The following is a 16,052-nucleotide window of genomic DNA, read 5'->3' as shown; positions in this document are numbered from 1 at the left end:
GCACGGATAGGGGAAAGCGTGGGTTTCAGACGGCCTGAAACCTTGCTATGATGGTCTTTTCTGTTTATTCAGGCAAAGATTATGAACCGCCTCGATACTGCCCGCCGTTATTCCCTTTTTCTCGCCCGTAATCTTGATTCCGGCAAACTCAAGCCCGAAATTTTCCTGCCTATGCTGGACAAGGCGTTGACCGAAGCTGATTTTCAAGCTTTTGCCGATTGGGACAAAATCCGTGCGGAAGAAAACGAGGAAGAATTGGCGCGGCAGTTGCGCGAGTTGCGCCGTTATGTCGTGTCGCAGATTATCGTGCGCGATGTAAACCGCATCAGCGATTTGAACGAAGTAACCCGCACAATTACGCTGTTTGCCGATTTTGCCGTTAATACCGCGCTGGACTTTGCCTACGCCTATTATCAGGATATGTACGGCACGCCAATCGGGCGTTATACAAAATCGCCGCAACATTTAAGCGTGGTGGCGATGGGCAAGGCGGGCGGCTATGAGTTGAACGTATCTTCCGACATCGATTTGATTTTCGTCTATCCCGAATCAGGCGACACCGACGGCAGGCGCGAACGGGGGAATCAGGAGTTTTTCACCAAAGTCGGGCAGAAACTGATTGCGTTGTTGAACGACATTACCGCCGACGGGCAAGTGTTCCGCGTCGATATGCGGCTGCGGCCGGACGGCGATTCGGGTGCGCTGGTGTTGAGTGAAACCGCGCTGGAGCAATATCTGATTACGCAGGGGCGCGAATGGGAACGCTACGCATGGTGCAAAGGCCGCGTGGTCACGCCGCATCCGAACGACATCAAAGCGCTGGTGCGCCCCTTTGTGTTCCGCAAATATCTGGATTACAGCGCATATGAAGCAATGCGCAACCTGCACCGCCAAATCCGCAGCGAAGTCAGCAAAAAAGGCATGGCGGACAACATCAAACTCGGCGCAGGCGGCATCCGCGAAGTCGAATTTATCGCCCAGATATTCCAGATGATACGCGGCGGCCAAATGCGTGCGCTGCAACTGAAAGGCACGCAGGAAACGCTGAAGAAACTTGCCGAGCTGGGCATCATGCCGTCTGAAAACGTCGAAACCCTGCTGGCCGCCTACCGCTTCCTGCGCGATGTCGAACACCGCTTGCAATACTGGGACGACCAGCAAACCCAAACCCTGCCGACCTCGCCCGAACAGCAACAATTGCTCGCCGAAAGCATGGGTTTCGACAGCTATGCTGCTTTTTCAGACGGCCTCAATGTTCATCGGAATAAAGTCAATCAGTTGTTCAATGAAATCTTGAGCGAACCCGAAGAACAAACGCAGGACAACAGCGAATGGCAATGGGCATGGCAGGGAAAACCCGACGAAGAAGAACGGCTAGGCCGTCTGAAAGAATATGGGTTTGATGCCGAAACCATCGCCACGCGGCTCGACCAAATCCGCAACGGCCATAAATACCGCCGCCTTTCCGCACACGCCCAGCCGCGTTTTGACGCGATTGTACCGTTGTTGGTACAGGCGGCGGCCGAGCAACCCAATCCGACCGACACATTAATGCGGCTGTTTGACTTTCTCGAAAACATCAGCCGCCGCTCCGCCTATCTCGCCTTCCTCAACGAACATCCGCAAACCTTGGCTCATCTGGCACAAATCATGAGCCAAAGCTCATGGGTGGCGGCGTATCTGAGCAAATATCCGATTCTGCTGGACGAACTCATCAGCGCCCAGCTTTTGGATACCACGTTTGACTGGCCGGCACTCGCCGCCGTACTTTCAAACGACCTTAAAGCCTGCGGCGGCGACACCGAAGCGCAAATGGACACACTGCGACATTTCCAACACGCCCAAGTTTTCCGCCTCGCCGTTCAAGACCTCGCCGGACTGTGGACGGTAGAATCACTTTCCGACCAGCTCTCCGCCCTTGCCGACACTATTCTCGCCGCCGCCGTGCCGTGTGCGTGGGCGGATATGCCCAAAAAACACCGCGACACGCCGCAATTCGCCATCATCGGCTACGGCAAACTGGGCGGTAAAGAGCTCAGCTATTCCTCCGACCTCGATTTGGTCTATCTTTACGACGACCCGCATCCCGATGCAGGCGACGTGTACAGCCGCCTCGCCCGCCGCCTGACCAACTGGCTTTCCGCCGCCACCGGCGCAGGCAGCCTCTATGAAACCGACCTGCGCCTGCGCCCCAACGGCGACGCCGGTTTCCTCGCCCACAGTATCGCCGCCTTTGAAAAATACCAGCGCGAAAACGCCTGGACATGGGAACACCAATCCCTTACCCGCGCCCGTTTTATCTGCGGTACTCCCGAAATTCAGACGGCCTTCGACCGCATCCGTACCGAAATGCTGACCGCCGAACGCGACCAAACCGTTTTAGCAAGTGAAATCATCGAAATGCGCGAAAAAATGTTCCCCACCCATCCGCCTGCCGACAGCAACGTCAAATACGCGCGCGGCGGCGTGGTCGACGTCGAATTTATCGTCCAATATCTCATCCTTGCCCATGCCCGCCAGTATCCGCAACTCCTCGACAACTACGGCAACATTGCCCTATTGAACATCGCTACCGACTGCGGCCTCATCGACAAAACCCTCGCCGAACAAAGCCGCACTGCCTACCGCTTCTACCGCCAGCAGCAACACAACACCAAACTGCGCGATGCCAAAAAAACCGAAGTAACGGACGAATTGCTGACTCACTACGGCAACGTGCGAAAACTATGGCAGGAAGTATTCGGGGCAGAAGTGAAGTTTGGATAAGCAGGCGGGCGTATTCAGAGTCAAAAGCCTACACGGCAACACAATTTACTGCCACGATAAACTCACTCTAAATAGTAGGTTTTATGTAAAGAAGATATTTTTATAAAAGCTGTTTGGCAGCTTGAAGCGGTTAATTGTCGGGTATAGAGGGAAGATTTTTGTTCACGTATTACTGATTCAGCCCGAGCATAATCTGCAAAAGCAGTTCTCATTTTCTGTCGATATTGTGATAAGGCAAAACAAGTTCTAAAATATGCAGTTCATTTTCATATTAAAAACAAGGAGAAACTGATGTCTAAGATTGCTGTACTCGGCGGCGGCCTTTCCGGTCGCCTTATTGCGTTCCAATTGGCGGAGCAGGGAGTGGCGGTCGAGTTGTTTGAGAAAGGCGAACGCGACGGCGCGCAAGCCGCCGCTTATGTTGCCGCGGCCATGTTGGCGCCGTCTGCCGAAGCGGTGGAGGCAACGCCCGAAGTCATCCGTTTGGGCAAACAAAGCATTGCGCTTTGGCGCGCGATTGTCGGCCGTCTGAATACGCCGGTGATGATGCAGGAAAACGGCAGCCTGATTGTTTGGCATACGCAGGACAAGCCGCTTTCTGCCGAGTTTACCCGTCATTTGAAGCGTGGCGGCGTGGCGGAACATGAAACCATACGTTGGAATGCGGATGAAATCGCGGCAAACGAGCCGCAACTGGCAGGGCGGTTTTCAGACGGCCTGTATCTGCCGACAGAAGGTCAGCTGGACGGACGGCAGGTATTGAATGCGTTGGCAGATGCTTTGGAATCGATGAATGTGGCGTGCCATTGGTCGTGCGAACGTGAAGTCGAAGATTTGGCAGAGCAATACGATTGGATTATCGACTGCCGCGGTTATGGTGCAAAAGCAGCGTGGAACAGGCCGTCTGAAAGCGTTTTGCGCGGCGTTCGCGGCGAAGTGGCGCGCGTTTACGCACCCGAAATCGAGCTGTCCCGCCCCGTGCGCCTGCTGCATCCGCGCTATCCTTTGTATATCGCGCCGAAGGAAAACCATATTTTTGTGATTGGTGCGACCCAAATTGAAAGCGAAAGCCAAGCGCCGGCAAGCGTGCGTTCCGGTTTGGAACTTTTGTCCGCGCTGTATGCCGTGCATCCGGCATTTGGCGAGGCAAACCTTTTGGAACTGGCCACCGGCCTGCGCCCGACTTTAAACCACCACAACCCCGAAATCCGCTTCAACCGTGAACGCCGCCTGATTGAAGTCAACGGCCTGTTCCGCCATGGTTTTATGATTTCCCCGGCCGTGACCGGTGCGGCCGTGCGTTTGGCCGGTGCGCTGTTTGCCGGAAACGACATTCCCGAATCAGACGAAACCAGCGGTTTGCCGTATATCCGCGCCGCAAATTGAAGCCGTTGCGGACGAAGTTGCTTGAAAATCGGGCAAATTGTTTGTGAAAGACAGCCACAGGCCGTCTGAAAATGATAAAATCGCCGTCAATTCAATTAACCTTGCGTCTGAAAACCGCATGATGCCGTTTTCAGACGCCAAACCAATTTCCTATTTAACGATAAGCACATGACAACCCAAACCCTCTTAATCGAACTTCTCACTGAAGAACTCCCGCCAAAAGCCCTCAATAATCTGGGCAACCATTTTGCCGCTTCCATTGCCGAAGGCTTGGAAAAAGCGCAACTGATTGACGGCGCAGCCGAATATACTGCCTACGCTTCTCCGCGCCGTTTGGCCGTTCAAGTCAAAAACGTGAAAGCCGTTCAAGCCGATCAAAAAATTGTGAAAAAAGGCCCGGCAGTGGCGAATGCCATGAAAGACGGTGCGCCGACTAAGGCTTTGGAAGGTTTTGCGCGCGGTGCGGGTGCGAAAATCGAAGACCTGACCGTCATCAACGACGGCAAGCAAGACGTGTACGCCTACGAGTACGTCCAAACCGGCAAATCATTGGGCGAGCTTTTGGAAGACATCATCAATGCCGCAGTGAAAAAACTGCCGATTCCTAAAGTCATGCGTTGGGGCAGCAGCACATTTACCTTCGTGCGCCCTGTACACAGCCTGATCGTGCTGCACGGCGGCGACATCGTAAACGTCAGCGTTTTGGGTCTGCAAAGCGGCAACAAAACATTGGGTCACCGTTTCCTCTCCAGCGGCGAAATCGCCATTGAAAATGCCGACAGCTACGCCGCACAAATGCGCGAGCAAGGCAAAGTGGAAGCATCATTTGCCGAACGCAAAGCCGCCATTCAGATGGCCTTGAACGAACAGGCAGGCCGTCTGAACGCGACCGTTGCCGCCGATGAAGCCTTGTTGGACGAAGTGACTGCATTGGTCGAATGGCCTGTGGTATTGGAAGCCGGTTTTGAAGAACACTTCCTCGCTGTACCGCAAGAATGTTTGATTCTGACCATGCAGCAAAACCAAAAATACTTTCCGCTACTCGACCAAAACGGCAAGCTGATGAACCGCTTCCTGCTGGTGTCCAACCTGCAAACCGAAGACCCGTCACACATCATCCAAGGTAACGAACGCGTCTTGCGCGCGCGCCTGTCTGATGCCGAGTTCTTCTACAAACAAGACCAAAAAGCGACTTTGGAAAGCCGTCTGCCGAAATTGTCCAGCGTGGTTTACCACAACAAAATCGGTTCGCAAGCCGAGCGTATCGAGCGTCTGCAAAGCATTGCCGCCCATATCGCCAAAGCGTTGGGCGCGGATGCTGCCGCAGCCGAGCGCGCCGCACGTTTGGCCAAAGCAGACTTGGTGACCGAGATGGTCGGCGAGTTCCCAGAATTGCAAGGCACCATGGGTAAATACTATGCCCGCTTGGACGGTGAAACCGAAGAAATCGCCGAAGCCATCGAGCAACACTACCAACCGCGCTTTGCCGGCGACAATCTGCCGAACGGCAAAGTGGCAACTGCCGTTGCTTTGGCCGATAAACTGGAAACCTTGGTCGGCATTTGGGGTATCGGCCTGATTCCGACCGGCGATAAAGACCCATACGCCCTGCGCCGCTCCGCATTGGGTATTTTGCGTATGCTGATGCAGTACGGTTTGGACGTAAACGAATTGATTCAGACGGCCTTCAACAGCTTCCCGCAAGGTTTGCTCAACGAAAAAACGCCGTCTGAAACCGCCGACTTCATGCAGGCGCGTTTGGCCGTGTTGCTGCAAAACGATTATCCACAAGACATCGTTGCCGCCGTATTGGCGAAACAGCCGCGCCGTTTGGACGATGTAGTGGCTAAACTGCAAGCCGTTGCCGCGTTCAAACAACTGCCCGAAGCCGCCGCGCTCGCCGCAGCCAACAAACGCGTGCAAAACCTGCTGAAAAAAGCCGATGCCGAGTTGGGCGCGGTTAACGAAAGCCTGCTGCAACAGGACGAAGAAAAAGCCCTGTATGCCGCTGCGCAAGGTTTGCAGCCGAAAATCTCTGCCGCCGTTGCCGAAGGCAATTTCCAAACTGCTTTGTCCGAGCTGGCTTCCGTCAAACCGCAAGTCGACGCATTCTTCGACGGCGTGATGGTGATGGCCGAAGATGCCGCCGTGAAACAAAACCGTTTGAACCTGCTGAACCGCTTGGCAGAACAAATGAACGCAGTTGCCGACATTGCGCTCTTGAGCGAATAAGGCCGCGTTTCAGTTGACCCTCTTTTCAGGCTGCCCGATGTTTCAGGCAGCCTGAAGTTTTTCAGGCGTATCCCTTGCATGGCGTTCAAGGGTATAATTCGGCAGATTTGTCGCACGACAAATCGCGCACATAAACAATTTCCTACATTCAAGAGGCAGATTATGAATATCCCAGCCATCCGAACCGCACTCGATGCCGTATTGATTCCCCACACAATGCGCACCTTAGGCAGCGAAAAAGCCGTTACACTCCTTGAAGAGCGTTCAGACGGCCTGCATATCGGCCTGAAATTCGCGTTCCCAGTTGCCCATATTGCCGCAGACATTGCCAACGCCGTTCAAGAAGCCGTCATTTCGCATACCGGCGATACCCACATTCACTTGAGTATCGATACCGAAATCGGTACGCACAAAGTCCAACCCGGCGTAGCAACCATCAAAGGCGTGAAAAATATTATTGCCGTTGCTTCCGGTAAAGGCGGCGTCGGCAAATCAACGACCACTGCCAACCTTGCCACCGCAATGGCCAGAATGGGCGCGCGTGTCGGCGTACTTGATGCTGACCTGTACGGCCCAAGCCAGCCCACCATGCTCGGCGTACAAGACCGTAAACCCGACCAACAAAACAAAAAACTCATTCCCGTTGAAGCCGAAAGCGGAATTCAAGTGATGTCCATCGGTTTCCTGGTCGACACCGACCAAGCCGTCGTTTGGCGCGGCCCGATGGTCAGCCAAGCCTTGCAACAGCTTATGTTCCAAAGCGAGTGGGACAATGTCGATTATCTCTTCATCGACCTGCCGCCCGGTACCGGCGATATCCAATTGACCCTGTCGCAAAAAATCCCCGTGACCGGCTCCGTTGTCGTCACCACGCCGCAAGACATCGCCCTGATTGATGCACGCAAAGCCGTGGATATGTTCAACAAAGTCAATATCCCGATTTTGGGCGTTTTAGAAAACATGTCTGTCCATATTTGCACCAACTGCGGCCATGCCGAAGCAATCTTCGGCGCAGAAGGCGGCAAAAACTTGGCAGAGCGTTTGAATGTACCGTTGCTTGGCCAACTTCCATTAAGCCTGCCTGTACGCGAAGCTATGGATAGCGGCACATCTTCGGCCTTGTTTGAAAACAACCAAACCATCGCCGACATCTACACCGAAGCCGCCTTCCAAATTGCACTGGCCATTGCCGATAAAGGTAAAGACTTCAGCAGCCGCTTCCCGAAAATCGTTGTCGAATAAAAAAATTTAAAAAAGGTGTTGACAGCTGTGTGGCCCGTCTCTATAATGCACAGCTTATCGGGTCGTTAGCTCAGTCGGTAGAGCAGCGGACTTTTAATCCGTTGGTCGAGCGTTCGAATCGCTCACGACCCACCAAATATGAAAACCTACTTTGAAAAAAGTAGGTTTTTTTACGTTTGGATTTTGGGATTTTATTGAGCATATTTTATTATTGAGACAATCCATAGCGCATCAAGCATCAGGCCGTCTGAAAATATCTTTCAGACGGCCTGAAGTTTTTTATAGGAATGTTTTTGAGAAATAAGCAGAGACCTTTGCAAAAAAGTCCTTCCCCCGACAGCCGAAATCTAAACAAAGATTTTCGGCTGTTTTTGTTTCAAATATCCACTGATTCTACTCAAATATCCCCATAATCCCCCTTGGATACCTGATTAATCAGGCATCCGGCCGCCTTTTAGGCGGCAGCAGGCGCACTTAGCCTGTTAGCGGCTTTCAATAGGTTCAAACACATCGCCTTCAGATGGCTTTGTGCACTCACTTTAATCAGTCCAAAATAGGCTGCCCGGGCATAGCGGAATTTACGGTGCAGCGTACCGAAGCTTTGTTCGATCACATAACGGGTCTTCGACAAATATCGGTTGCGTTTGGTTTGCGCTTCTGTCAGCGGATGGTTACGGTGTGCTTTGCGCATAATGCCGTCCAGCAGCCGATGCTCTTCCAGATGTTGCCGGTTTTCCGCACTGTCGTAGCCTTTATCGGCATAGACGGTCGTACCTTCGGGCAGTCCTTCCAACAAAGGCGACAGGTGTTTGCACTCATGGGCATTGGCGGGGGTAATGTGCAGTTTCTCTATATAGCCTTCCGCATCGGTACGGGTATGTTGTTTGTAACCGAGTCTGTATAAACCGTTTTTCTTTGTCCAACGGGCATCTTTGTCCTTACTCGGTGTGGTTTGGCCGCTGACTTGTCCTTCTTCATCGACTTCTATGGCCTGACGCTGTTTGCTGCCAGCAGTTTGAATAATGGTGGCGTCAATGACGGTGGCGGATGCTTTCTCTACTTTTAAGCCTTTTTCGGTCAGTTGGCGGTTGATCAGTTCCAGCAATTCGGACAGGGTATTATCTTGCGCCAGCCAATTGCGGTAACGGCATAAGGTGCTGTAATCGGGGATGCTTAGTTCGTCAAAACGGCAAAACAGGTTGAAATCAATGCGGGTGATGAGGCTGTGTTCAAGTTCGGGATCGGAGAGGCTGTGCCATTGTCCGAGCAGGACGGCTTTGAACATGGACAACAGGGGATAGGCGGGACGCCCTCGGTGGTCTCTAAGGTAACGGGTTCTTTGACGATTCAGGTATTGTTCGATCGGCTGCCAATCAATCACCTGATCCAACTTCAATAGTGGAAAACGGTCGATGTGTTTGGCGATCATGGCTTGGGCGGTTTGCTGAAAGAAGGTGGTCATGGAAAATCCCCTAAATGTCTTGGTGGGAATTTAGGGGATTTTGGGGGATTTTGCAAAGGTCTCAAGCTTTCTACTTAGGGCAGACAAACGTTTAAAACCTTACCTGCGTCTGCAACTGCCTACGATAAACCAATACGGCAGCAGTCAGCGTGGCAAAAGAGAATGCAGACAATAAAAGCAGATAACGGCCGATTCCGTCCAGTCCGCTGCGGTTGAGCAGCAATTCCTGAAAAGCCTTCAAGCCCCAAGCCATCGGGGAAATCCAAGTGAGTTGCTGCATGGTTTCGGGCATGACGTGGGCGGGTACCATAATGCCGCCGATTGCCGCCATCAGGATGATGCCGCCGCCGCCGAGGACGACGGCATGTTCGGTGGATTTGGCGCAGACGCTGATTAACAGCGCGTAGCCGAGTGCGGCGGCGCTGACGGCGGCGGACAGTAGCGCGTAGGGAACAAGGCTGCCGTTGAGTATGAGGGCGGGCACGCCGATTTCGGGCAGCAGGTAGCGGCCGAGCAACAGCATTCCGACAAACTGAAGCTGGTTAATCAGGAAATAGGGGATAAGTTTCGCAGCAATCAGGCCGGATGCGGAGGCGCGGGCGAGACGTAAGCGGGTAATGGTGTTGGTCTGGCGTTCCAGCGCCATGACGTTCGACAGCGGTATCATAATGAAAAACATACCGAAAATCAGCCATGCGGGTACGCTGTGCTGTACTGCGTTGGGTTTTTCCACTGTGCCGCTTCCTGCGCTCAGGTAATGCTCTTCCAGCATTTTTTTATCTAAAAAGCTGCGCACGGCGGCGAATTGTTCGTCGTTTTTTTCATCCACTTTTTTCTGGATGTCTTTGCGGATGGAGCGGGGCAGTTTTTTATTGTCGATTTTGATGCCGTCGTTGTTGTCGAAATAATCGTCTAGCCGCGTTTGGGTGTAGTGCTGCTGCAAAACGCCTTTGACAGCCGCCAGCCATGAAGGCTCGGTATCGGGCGGTACATAGATTTGCAGGGCTTTGTCATCAGCGATTTTGCCGGAAGCGGCATTCGGGTTGTGCAGCACCAGTTGGAAACGTTTGTCGTGCAGGCCGTTTTGCGCGTCGGTCAGTTTTTCAGACGGCATCAGTGTGACATGGATTTGTTCTTTTTCCAGCGCGGTGGCTAGTGTGGTATTGATACTGTCGTTTGCTACGCCAACCAGCGCGATGCGGCTGTCGGTGTGCGGATCTTGATCGCGGCTCAGCGCCAACGACATAATCAGCATGAAGGCGATGGGCATCACAAACAACACGGCCAAACCGTGCAGGTCGCGGCAGAGCAGTTTGAGTTCTTTGAGGAGGGAGGAAATCGTCATTGTGGATTTTGCTTATCTGTTGCCGGTTCGTCTTTGCGCAGGAAATCAAGGTAAAACGTTTCCAGCGAACCGTGTCCCTGCTGGAAGTAGCGGATTTGTGCGCCGCTTTGTTGCAGGGCGGCGTAAACGGCGGCGGCATCGTGCGTTGTTTCCATCATGCCGCGGCTATCCACTTGCTTGGCACCCAAAGCGGTCAGCGTTTGAGGCGGCAGTGGCGGTTCGACGGTAAAGCGCACGACACCTGTTTGCGTGCTTAAAAGCTCGTCCAAACCGCCGTGGTACACCAGCTTGCCGTGTTGCAGCAGCGCGATTTTGTCGCAAAGCTGCTCGATTTCCGACAGATAGTGAGAGGTGTAGACCACCGTTACTCCCTGCCGCGTCAAATCCGCCACGCTGTCGAGGATAAAGCGACGCGACTGCGGGTCGATGCCAACCGTGATTTCGTCGAGGAACACCAGTTGCGGCGTGTTAATCAGGCCGATGGCAAAATTCAGACGACGTTTAAGCCCGCCCGAAAGATGCTTTGCCGCTTTGTTTTTGTGGGCAGCCAGGTCGGTCTGTTCTAGAAGCGCATTCAGACGGCCTTTGTCGCGCACTTTGTAAAGCGAGGCGAAAAACAGCAGGTTGTCCCACACCGAAAGCTGCGGATAAAACGCGAAATCCTGCGGCACCAAACCGATTTTCTGACGTTCGCTGCGGCCCAACAGGCGCAACGGCTTGCCGTCAAACAAAATTTCGCCCTGCCGTACTTCCTGCAAGCCTGCCAAAAGCGACATCAGCGTCGTTTTCCCCGCACCGTTGTGACCGAGCAGCCCCAAACATTCGCCGTCGGCAATATCGAACGACACATTGTCCAGCGCGGCAGTTTCGGCTTTGGGATAACGGTGGGAGAGGGATTGGATGTGAATCATGGTTTCAGACGGCCTTAGTATGGATGGAGCATAGTGAAATCATTGACAAAGGCGGCATTAGGTCATCTGTGTACAAACGGGCACAGAAAATTTCTCGCTACCGCATAACCCCATTATTTCAATAATCCCCGCCATAACGCTTCTTCATCATCCGCAATTTTGCGCAGAAATTCGGCAATGTTGCGGCAGCCGCTTTCAGACGGTTTTTTGCACTGCTTCACGCACATTGCTGCGAATTGACGCCATTGGTCGCCGATGGCGGTCATTTGTTCTGAGGCCGTCTGAAATGCAGGTTCGTTGCAGATATGGGCGGCTTGTTCGAGGAAGTAGGCGTAGATGTAGCGGAAACCTGCGCCGCCGGTACCGATTTCTTCCTGCATCCGCACCAAATGGCCGAGAAACAGTTTTTGGTATTTCTCATTTTGTTTGGCAGGCAGGGATTCGATTTTTTTGGCCAGCGTGCGGATGCCTTTTACACCGATGAAAAAGACCGGTGCGAGCATATGTTTGGCGTTTTTGCGTATGGCTTTGCGGATAATGGCAGGCAAGTCTGTCATGATTTTTTCAGACGGCCTGTTGTCTTCCAAAGTGTACATCATGCCTTTTGCCGCCAATATGCCTTTGGCGAAGCGCGCACGCTGCAAATCTTCGGCGGCGCAGCGTTGTACGTTTTCAAATACGGGGTCGCTGATGAGGTAGTCGTTGTCGTCTTTGCCGTATACCAAAAGATTGTGTGCGTTAAAATGGAAACGCATTTGCGGCGGGAAGTAGGGCAGCCAGAAGACGGAGGTTTGCAAACCGGCCAGTTTGCCTGAGGACAGCGCGGCATCCAATGCGGCTTGTCCGCTTTGTGCGTCGGAAAATTTGCGCACGGATAATTTCAGCCCCAATGCTTTGCAGGTGTTTTTGATGATGCTGCGCGGCGCGGTACGGTAGGAAACCAGCGGCATGCCGTTTAATTTGATCAGCGGCATCCAGACAAACGTCAGCGCGTGGGCAATGCCGAAAATCATGGCTTCGTCTAAATTGTGGCCATGGTATTTGAGCAGGGTGGACATCACACCGCTTTCGCAATGGGCGGTATGCTGGTGTGGAAATTCTTGTGCGTTCATAAAGTTATTGGTTTTCGTGCAATGTTTTCAGACGGCCTGAAGCGGTCGGAATGGGTTTGTTGTTTTGGAAATCAGCGCGCTTCTTTGACCGCTTCCTGCGCGGCTTTGTGGCGGCGCAGAAATTCGATGGCGGCGGCTTTTTCGGCTTTGTTGCCGTATTTGGCATCACGTTGGGCGCGGCGCAGTTCAGCGCGTTCTTTGGCTTCTTCGATTTGGCGCGCTTTGAAGTCTTCGCGGTTGTCGGAGGAGACGAGTTTGTCCTGCTGCGATTGCGCTTTGGCCATGGCTTTGGCAATCAAATCCATGGGGTTGAATGCGGCGCTTGGCGCGGCTGTTTGGGCTTGTGCCTGTGCGGCCTGTTTGGCTTTGACGGCGGCTTCGCGTTGCGCCAGCAGGGCTTTGCGTTCGGCATCGTCGCGCTGTTTGCGTGCGGTATGGCGTTCAAAACGGCTTTGTGCGTGTTCGGCGGCAGCAAAGCGCGGTTCGGTAGAGGTGCTGAAACGGCGTGCGGACGGCAGGAAGGGCTGCGATACGGGAACCATGTCGATGCAGTCGACGGGGCAGGGGGTAACGCACAAGCCGCAGCCGGTACATTCGTCGCTGATGACGGTGTGCATCAGTTTGGACGCGCCCATAATGGCATCGACAGGACAGGCGCGGATGCAGGCGGTACAGCCGATGCAGGCGGATTCGTCAATCAGGGCCACGGCTTTGATTTGTGTTTTTGCAGGCGCGAGGTAGGGCTTGCCCAACAGGTCGGCAATGTCTTTCATGACGGTTTCCCCACCCGGTGCGCACAGGTTTACCGGCGCTTCTCCTGCCGACAGGGCATGCGCATAGGGTAAGCAGCCTTCATAGCCGCACTCACGGCATTGGGTTTGCGGCAACAGGCGGCTGATGCTTTGGATGGGAATGGTCATCATGGATAGTCAAAATCGAAAAGGCGCATTATATCAGATTGTTGCGTTTATTTTGGCGAAACCCGCTTTGCTTATTTTAGCGAAACTCGCTACGCTCGTTTTAGCGAAACTCGCTACGCTCGTTTTCAGACGGCCTGAGTCAGGTTTGCGTTATAATTTTGAAATGGATTTATTCGGATAATTAGGAATGACGGCTACACTTTGCCCCTGTCAGTCAGGGCGCGTTTATACGGAATGTTGCGCACCGTTTCATGCGCGTGAGGCGGCGGCCTCGACGGCGGAAGAGTTGATGCGTTCGCGTTACAGCGCATATGTTTTGCAGGAAATCGACTATATTGTGGACACGACTGTCCCTGTGCAGCAGAATTTGTTGGACAAGCAGGATTTGGTGGCATGGAGTAAGCAGACGCAGTGGTCGGGGTTGAAGGTTATCCGTCATGTGCCGTTTGGCAAGCTGCATGCTTTGGTCGAGTTTGAGGCGTATTTTGAAGAGAACGGGCAAACCGAGTGCCATCATGAATTGTCGGCGTTTGTGAAAATAGACGGGCGTTGGTACTTTATTGATCCGACTGTTGCTTTGCCGACGATGAAACAGCCTTGTTTGTGCGGTTCGGGCAAAAAGTTTAAGGCGTGTTGCGGACAGTTTTTCAAATAGTAGTGTAAACAGGCCGTCTGAATGTTCAGACGGCCTGAGCTGTTTTTTCAGATAAAAAAAACCATTCATACTAAGGGAGAAGTATGAATGGCCAATACATTGCGGGAAAACGTCTTACTTGCTGCACTGCCCAAAAGGGATGAAAGAGCAGTGTTGTGTCAGCGATTAATATTCTACCGTTTTTAGTATTAAATGCTGTTAAGAAGTGAAATAATTTCAATAAGTTGCAAGATAATCGTGATTTTTTGAAGATAAACGGTATTTTTACTGATTTTCTCGAATCCATTTCACCCATTGTTGAAACAGCTCGGGTTGCAATGCGGCGATGACGGAACGCTTGAATACATGTTCGCCGCTCCAAAAATCGTCGCCTTCCAAAGTGGTCAGGCAGCCGCCGGCTTCTTCAAAAATCAATGCGCCGGCAGCGTAGTCCCACAGCTTTTGTCCACCGTGGATGTAAATATCGTAGCGGCCGCTGGCAAGGTAGCACCAATCGAGCGTGCTGCTGCCCATGCTGCGGATTGTGCCGAATGGGGCAAGGGTATTCATGCGGCTGGCGAGTTTGCCCGAACGCAGGTATTTGATTTCTACGCCGGCAATGGATTCGTTGAGTTTTTTATTTTCGGAACGCAGCGGCAGCGGCGTGCCGTTGAGAAATGCGCCTTTGCCGCGTTCAGCATAGAAACATTCGCCGCTGACCGGATTATAAATCACGCCCAATTCGGCGTGGCCGTTTTTAACCAGTGCGACGGATACGGCAAAATGCGGCAAACCGTTGACGAAGTTGTTTGTGCCGTCGATGGGGTCGACAATCCACAGGCCGTCTGAATGTTCGTTCCACAAACGGGTTTGCTCCTGAACGCTCATCTCCTCGCCCAGCATCGGACAATCCTCCAATAAGGGCAGGGCGGCGGCAAAAGCGGTTTGTGCGGCCAAATCTGCTTCACTCAAAACCGAGCCGTCTTCCTTGCGTCGTGACGGCGTGTTCAGAAAACGCGGCATGACTTCGGTTTGGGCGATGTGGCGGACGACTTTCTGTAAACGGTATAGCACGGCGTATCCTTGTTTTTTGCAGTTTTGCGCGACAGTGGATTAAAATTCGGGAAGTTTCAAATTATAGTGGATGAAAGCGAAAGCAGGCAGGAGTATGTCGCCGTGTTTCAACTTCATTCATGAAATTTTAAATTTAAATTATATACATGAATAAAGCAGGAAACCATGCCCCGATTTTATGTTGATTTTGCCTTAAGCCCCGACAGCGTGGTCGAATTGCCCGATAATGTGGTGCGCCATCTGAATGTATTGCGCGTGAAAAACACGGAAGAAATCGTGTTGTTTAACGGCAATGGCAAGGCATATCCGGCTTTGCCCGAAGTTTTGGAAAAACGCCGCGCCAGCGTGCGGATTTTGCGTGAAGAGGCAACGGACAACGAATCGCCGCTGAACATTACGTTGGTACAGGCGGTATCCGCCGCCGAGCGCATGGATTTCACTTTGCAGAAAAGCGTGGAATTGGGCGTGGCAGAAATTCGCCCAGTTATCAGCGAACGCTGTGTCGTCCGCTTGAGTGGCGAACGCGCTGAAAAGCGGGTGGCGCGTTGGCAGGAAATCGTCGTTTCGGCGTGTGAACAAAGCGGCCGCAATATTGTGCCGAAGGTTTTGCCGCTGACGACTTATGCACAGTCATTGCAGCAGTTGCCGCAGGAAACGACCAAACTGTTAATGAGCTTGAATCGCGCACAAAAACTGGGCGATGTTCAGCCGCAATCCGGCAAGGTCGTGTTTATGGTCGGCCCGGAAGGCGGCTGGACGGAGAAGGAAGAGCAGCAGGCATTTGATGCCGGTTTTCAATCCGTTACGCTTGGCAAACGGGTGTTGCGTACCGAAACCGCCTCACTTGCGGCCATTGCCGCCATGCAGACGCTTTGGGGCGATTTTGCATAAAGTTCAGGCCGTCTGAAAACGAGCGTAGCGAGTTTCGCTAAAACGAGTGTAACGAGTTTCGCTCAAACAAGTTGTTG

Annotated in this window: 12 protein-coding genes and 1 tRNA gene; 7 read left to right on the top strand and 6 right to left on the bottom strand. The window is 52.9% G+C overall.

Annotated features, from left to right (window positions below; genetic code table 11):
• The first annotated feature begins 81 nt into the window (after nt 1-81).
• From glnE to ACTHTJ_RS02295, 5 genes are all read left to right on the top strand, one after another.
• Nucleotides 82-2,766 carry a bifunctional [glutamate--ammonia ligase]-adenylyl-L-tyrosine phosphorylase/[glutamate--ammonia-ligase] adenylyltransferase gene (gene glnE, locus ACTHTJ_RS02315; protein ID WP_070583524.1) on the top strand — a complete coding sequence of 895 codons (2,685 nt, stop codon included), beginning with the start codon at nt 82-84 and terminating at the stop codon, nt 2,764-2,766.
• A 291-nt stretch (nt 2,767-3,057) separates the two neighbouring features.
• Nucleotides 3,058-4,152 carry an FAD-dependent oxidoreductase gene (locus tag ACTHTJ_RS02310; RefSeq protein WP_070583526.1) on the top strand — a complete coding sequence of 365 codons (1,095 nt, stop codon included), beginning with the start codon at nt 3,058-3,060 and terminating at the stop codon, nt 4,150-4,152.
• 168 nt (nt 4,153-4,320) lie between these two features.
• Complete coding sequence (glyS, locus tag ACTHTJ_RS02305; protein ID WP_070583528.1) at nt 4,321-6,384, top strand: glycine--tRNA ligase subunit beta; 2,064 nt, start codon at nt 4,321-4,323, stop codon at nt 6,382-6,384.
• 162 nt (nt 6,385-6,546) lie between these two features.
• Complete coding sequence (gene apbC, locus ACTHTJ_RS02300; RefSeq protein WP_070459640.1) at nt 6,547-7,626, top strand: iron-sulfur cluster carrier protein ApbC; 1,080 nt, start codon at nt 6,547-6,549, stop codon at nt 7,624-7,626.
• Nucleotides 7,627-7,685: 59 nt separating this feature from the next.
• Nucleotides 7,686-7,761, top strand: a tRNA-Lys gene (locus ACTHTJ_RS02295).
• Nucleotides 7,762-8,080: 319 nt separating this feature from the next.
• On the opposite strand, the gene ACTHTJ_RS02290 is transcribed toward ACTHTJ_RS02295, so the two are convergent.
• The 5 genes from ACTHTJ_RS02290 to ACTHTJ_RS02270 form a co-directional block, all read right to left on the bottom strand.
• A complete protein-coding gene (locus ACTHTJ_RS02290) occupies nt 8,081-9,088 on the bottom strand; it encodes an IS5 family transposase (protein ID WP_440361032.1) in 1,008 nt (335 codons plus the stop codon).
• 91 nt (nt 9,089-9,179) lie between these two features.
• Nucleotides 9,180-10,433, bottom strand: coding sequence for an ABC transporter permease (locus ACTHTJ_RS02285; protein ID WP_070585239.1), 1,254 nt, complete (start codon nt 10,431-10,433; stop codon nt 9,180-9,182).
• On the bottom strand, nt 10,430-11,344 hold the full coding sequence (locus ACTHTJ_RS02280) for an ABC transporter ATP-binding protein (protein ID WP_070585237.1): 915 nt from the start codon (nt 11,342-11,344) through the stop codon (nt 10,430-10,432). The genes ACTHTJ_RS02285 and ACTHTJ_RS02280 overlap by 4 nt, the downstream gene beginning before the upstream one ends.
• A 113-nt stretch (nt 11,345-11,457) precedes the next feature.
• Nucleotides 11,458-12,456 (bottom strand): BtrH N-terminal domain-containing protein, encoded by a 999-nt coding sequence (locus ACTHTJ_RS02275; RefSeq protein ID WP_070585235.1) that lies wholly within the window; start codon nt 12,454-12,456, stop codon nt 11,458-11,460.
• A 71-nt stretch (nt 12,457-12,527) separates the two neighbouring features.
• On the bottom strand, nt 12,528-13,376 hold the full coding sequence (locus tag ACTHTJ_RS02270) for an RnfABCDGE type electron transport complex subunit B (RefSeq protein ID WP_070585252.1): 849 nt from the start codon (nt 13,374-13,376) through the stop codon (nt 12,528-12,530).
• Nucleotides 13,377-13,563: 187 nt separating this feature from the next.
• Between ACTHTJ_RS02270 and ACTHTJ_RS02265 the strand changes: the two genes are divergently transcribed.
• Nucleotides 13,564-14,031, top strand: coding sequence for a YchJ family protein (locus ACTHTJ_RS02265; protein WP_070585231.1), 468 nt, complete (start codon nt 13,564-13,566; stop codon nt 14,029-14,031).
• A 264-nt stretch (nt 14,032-14,295) separates the two neighbouring features.
• Here the strand turns inward: ACTHTJ_RS02265 and ACTHTJ_RS02260 are convergent, their stop codons facing one another.
• Complete coding sequence (locus ACTHTJ_RS02260) at nt 14,296-15,084, bottom strand: inositol monophosphatase family protein (protein ID WP_003684681.1); 789 nt, start codon at nt 15,082-15,084, stop codon at nt 14,296-14,298.
• A gap of 165 nt (nt 15,085-15,249) precedes the next feature.
• On the opposite strand from ACTHTJ_RS02260, the gene ACTHTJ_RS02255 reads away from it, so the two are divergent.
• Nucleotides 15,250-15,975 (top strand): 16S rRNA (uracil(1498)-N(3))-methyltransferase, encoded by a 726-nt coding sequence (locus tag ACTHTJ_RS02255; protein WP_440360809.1) that lies wholly within the window; start codon nt 15,250-15,252, stop codon nt 15,973-15,975.
• The last annotated feature ends 77 nt before the right edge of the window (nt 15,976-16,052 follow it).

The organism is Neisseria sp. P0018.S001 (genome assembly GCF_051957355.1).
Classification (GTDB): domain Bacteria; phylum Pseudomonadota; class Gammaproteobacteria; order Burkholderiales; family Neisseriaceae; genus Neisseria; species Neisseria subflava_A.
This window is presented reverse-complemented; position numbering and strand designations above follow the sequence as displayed.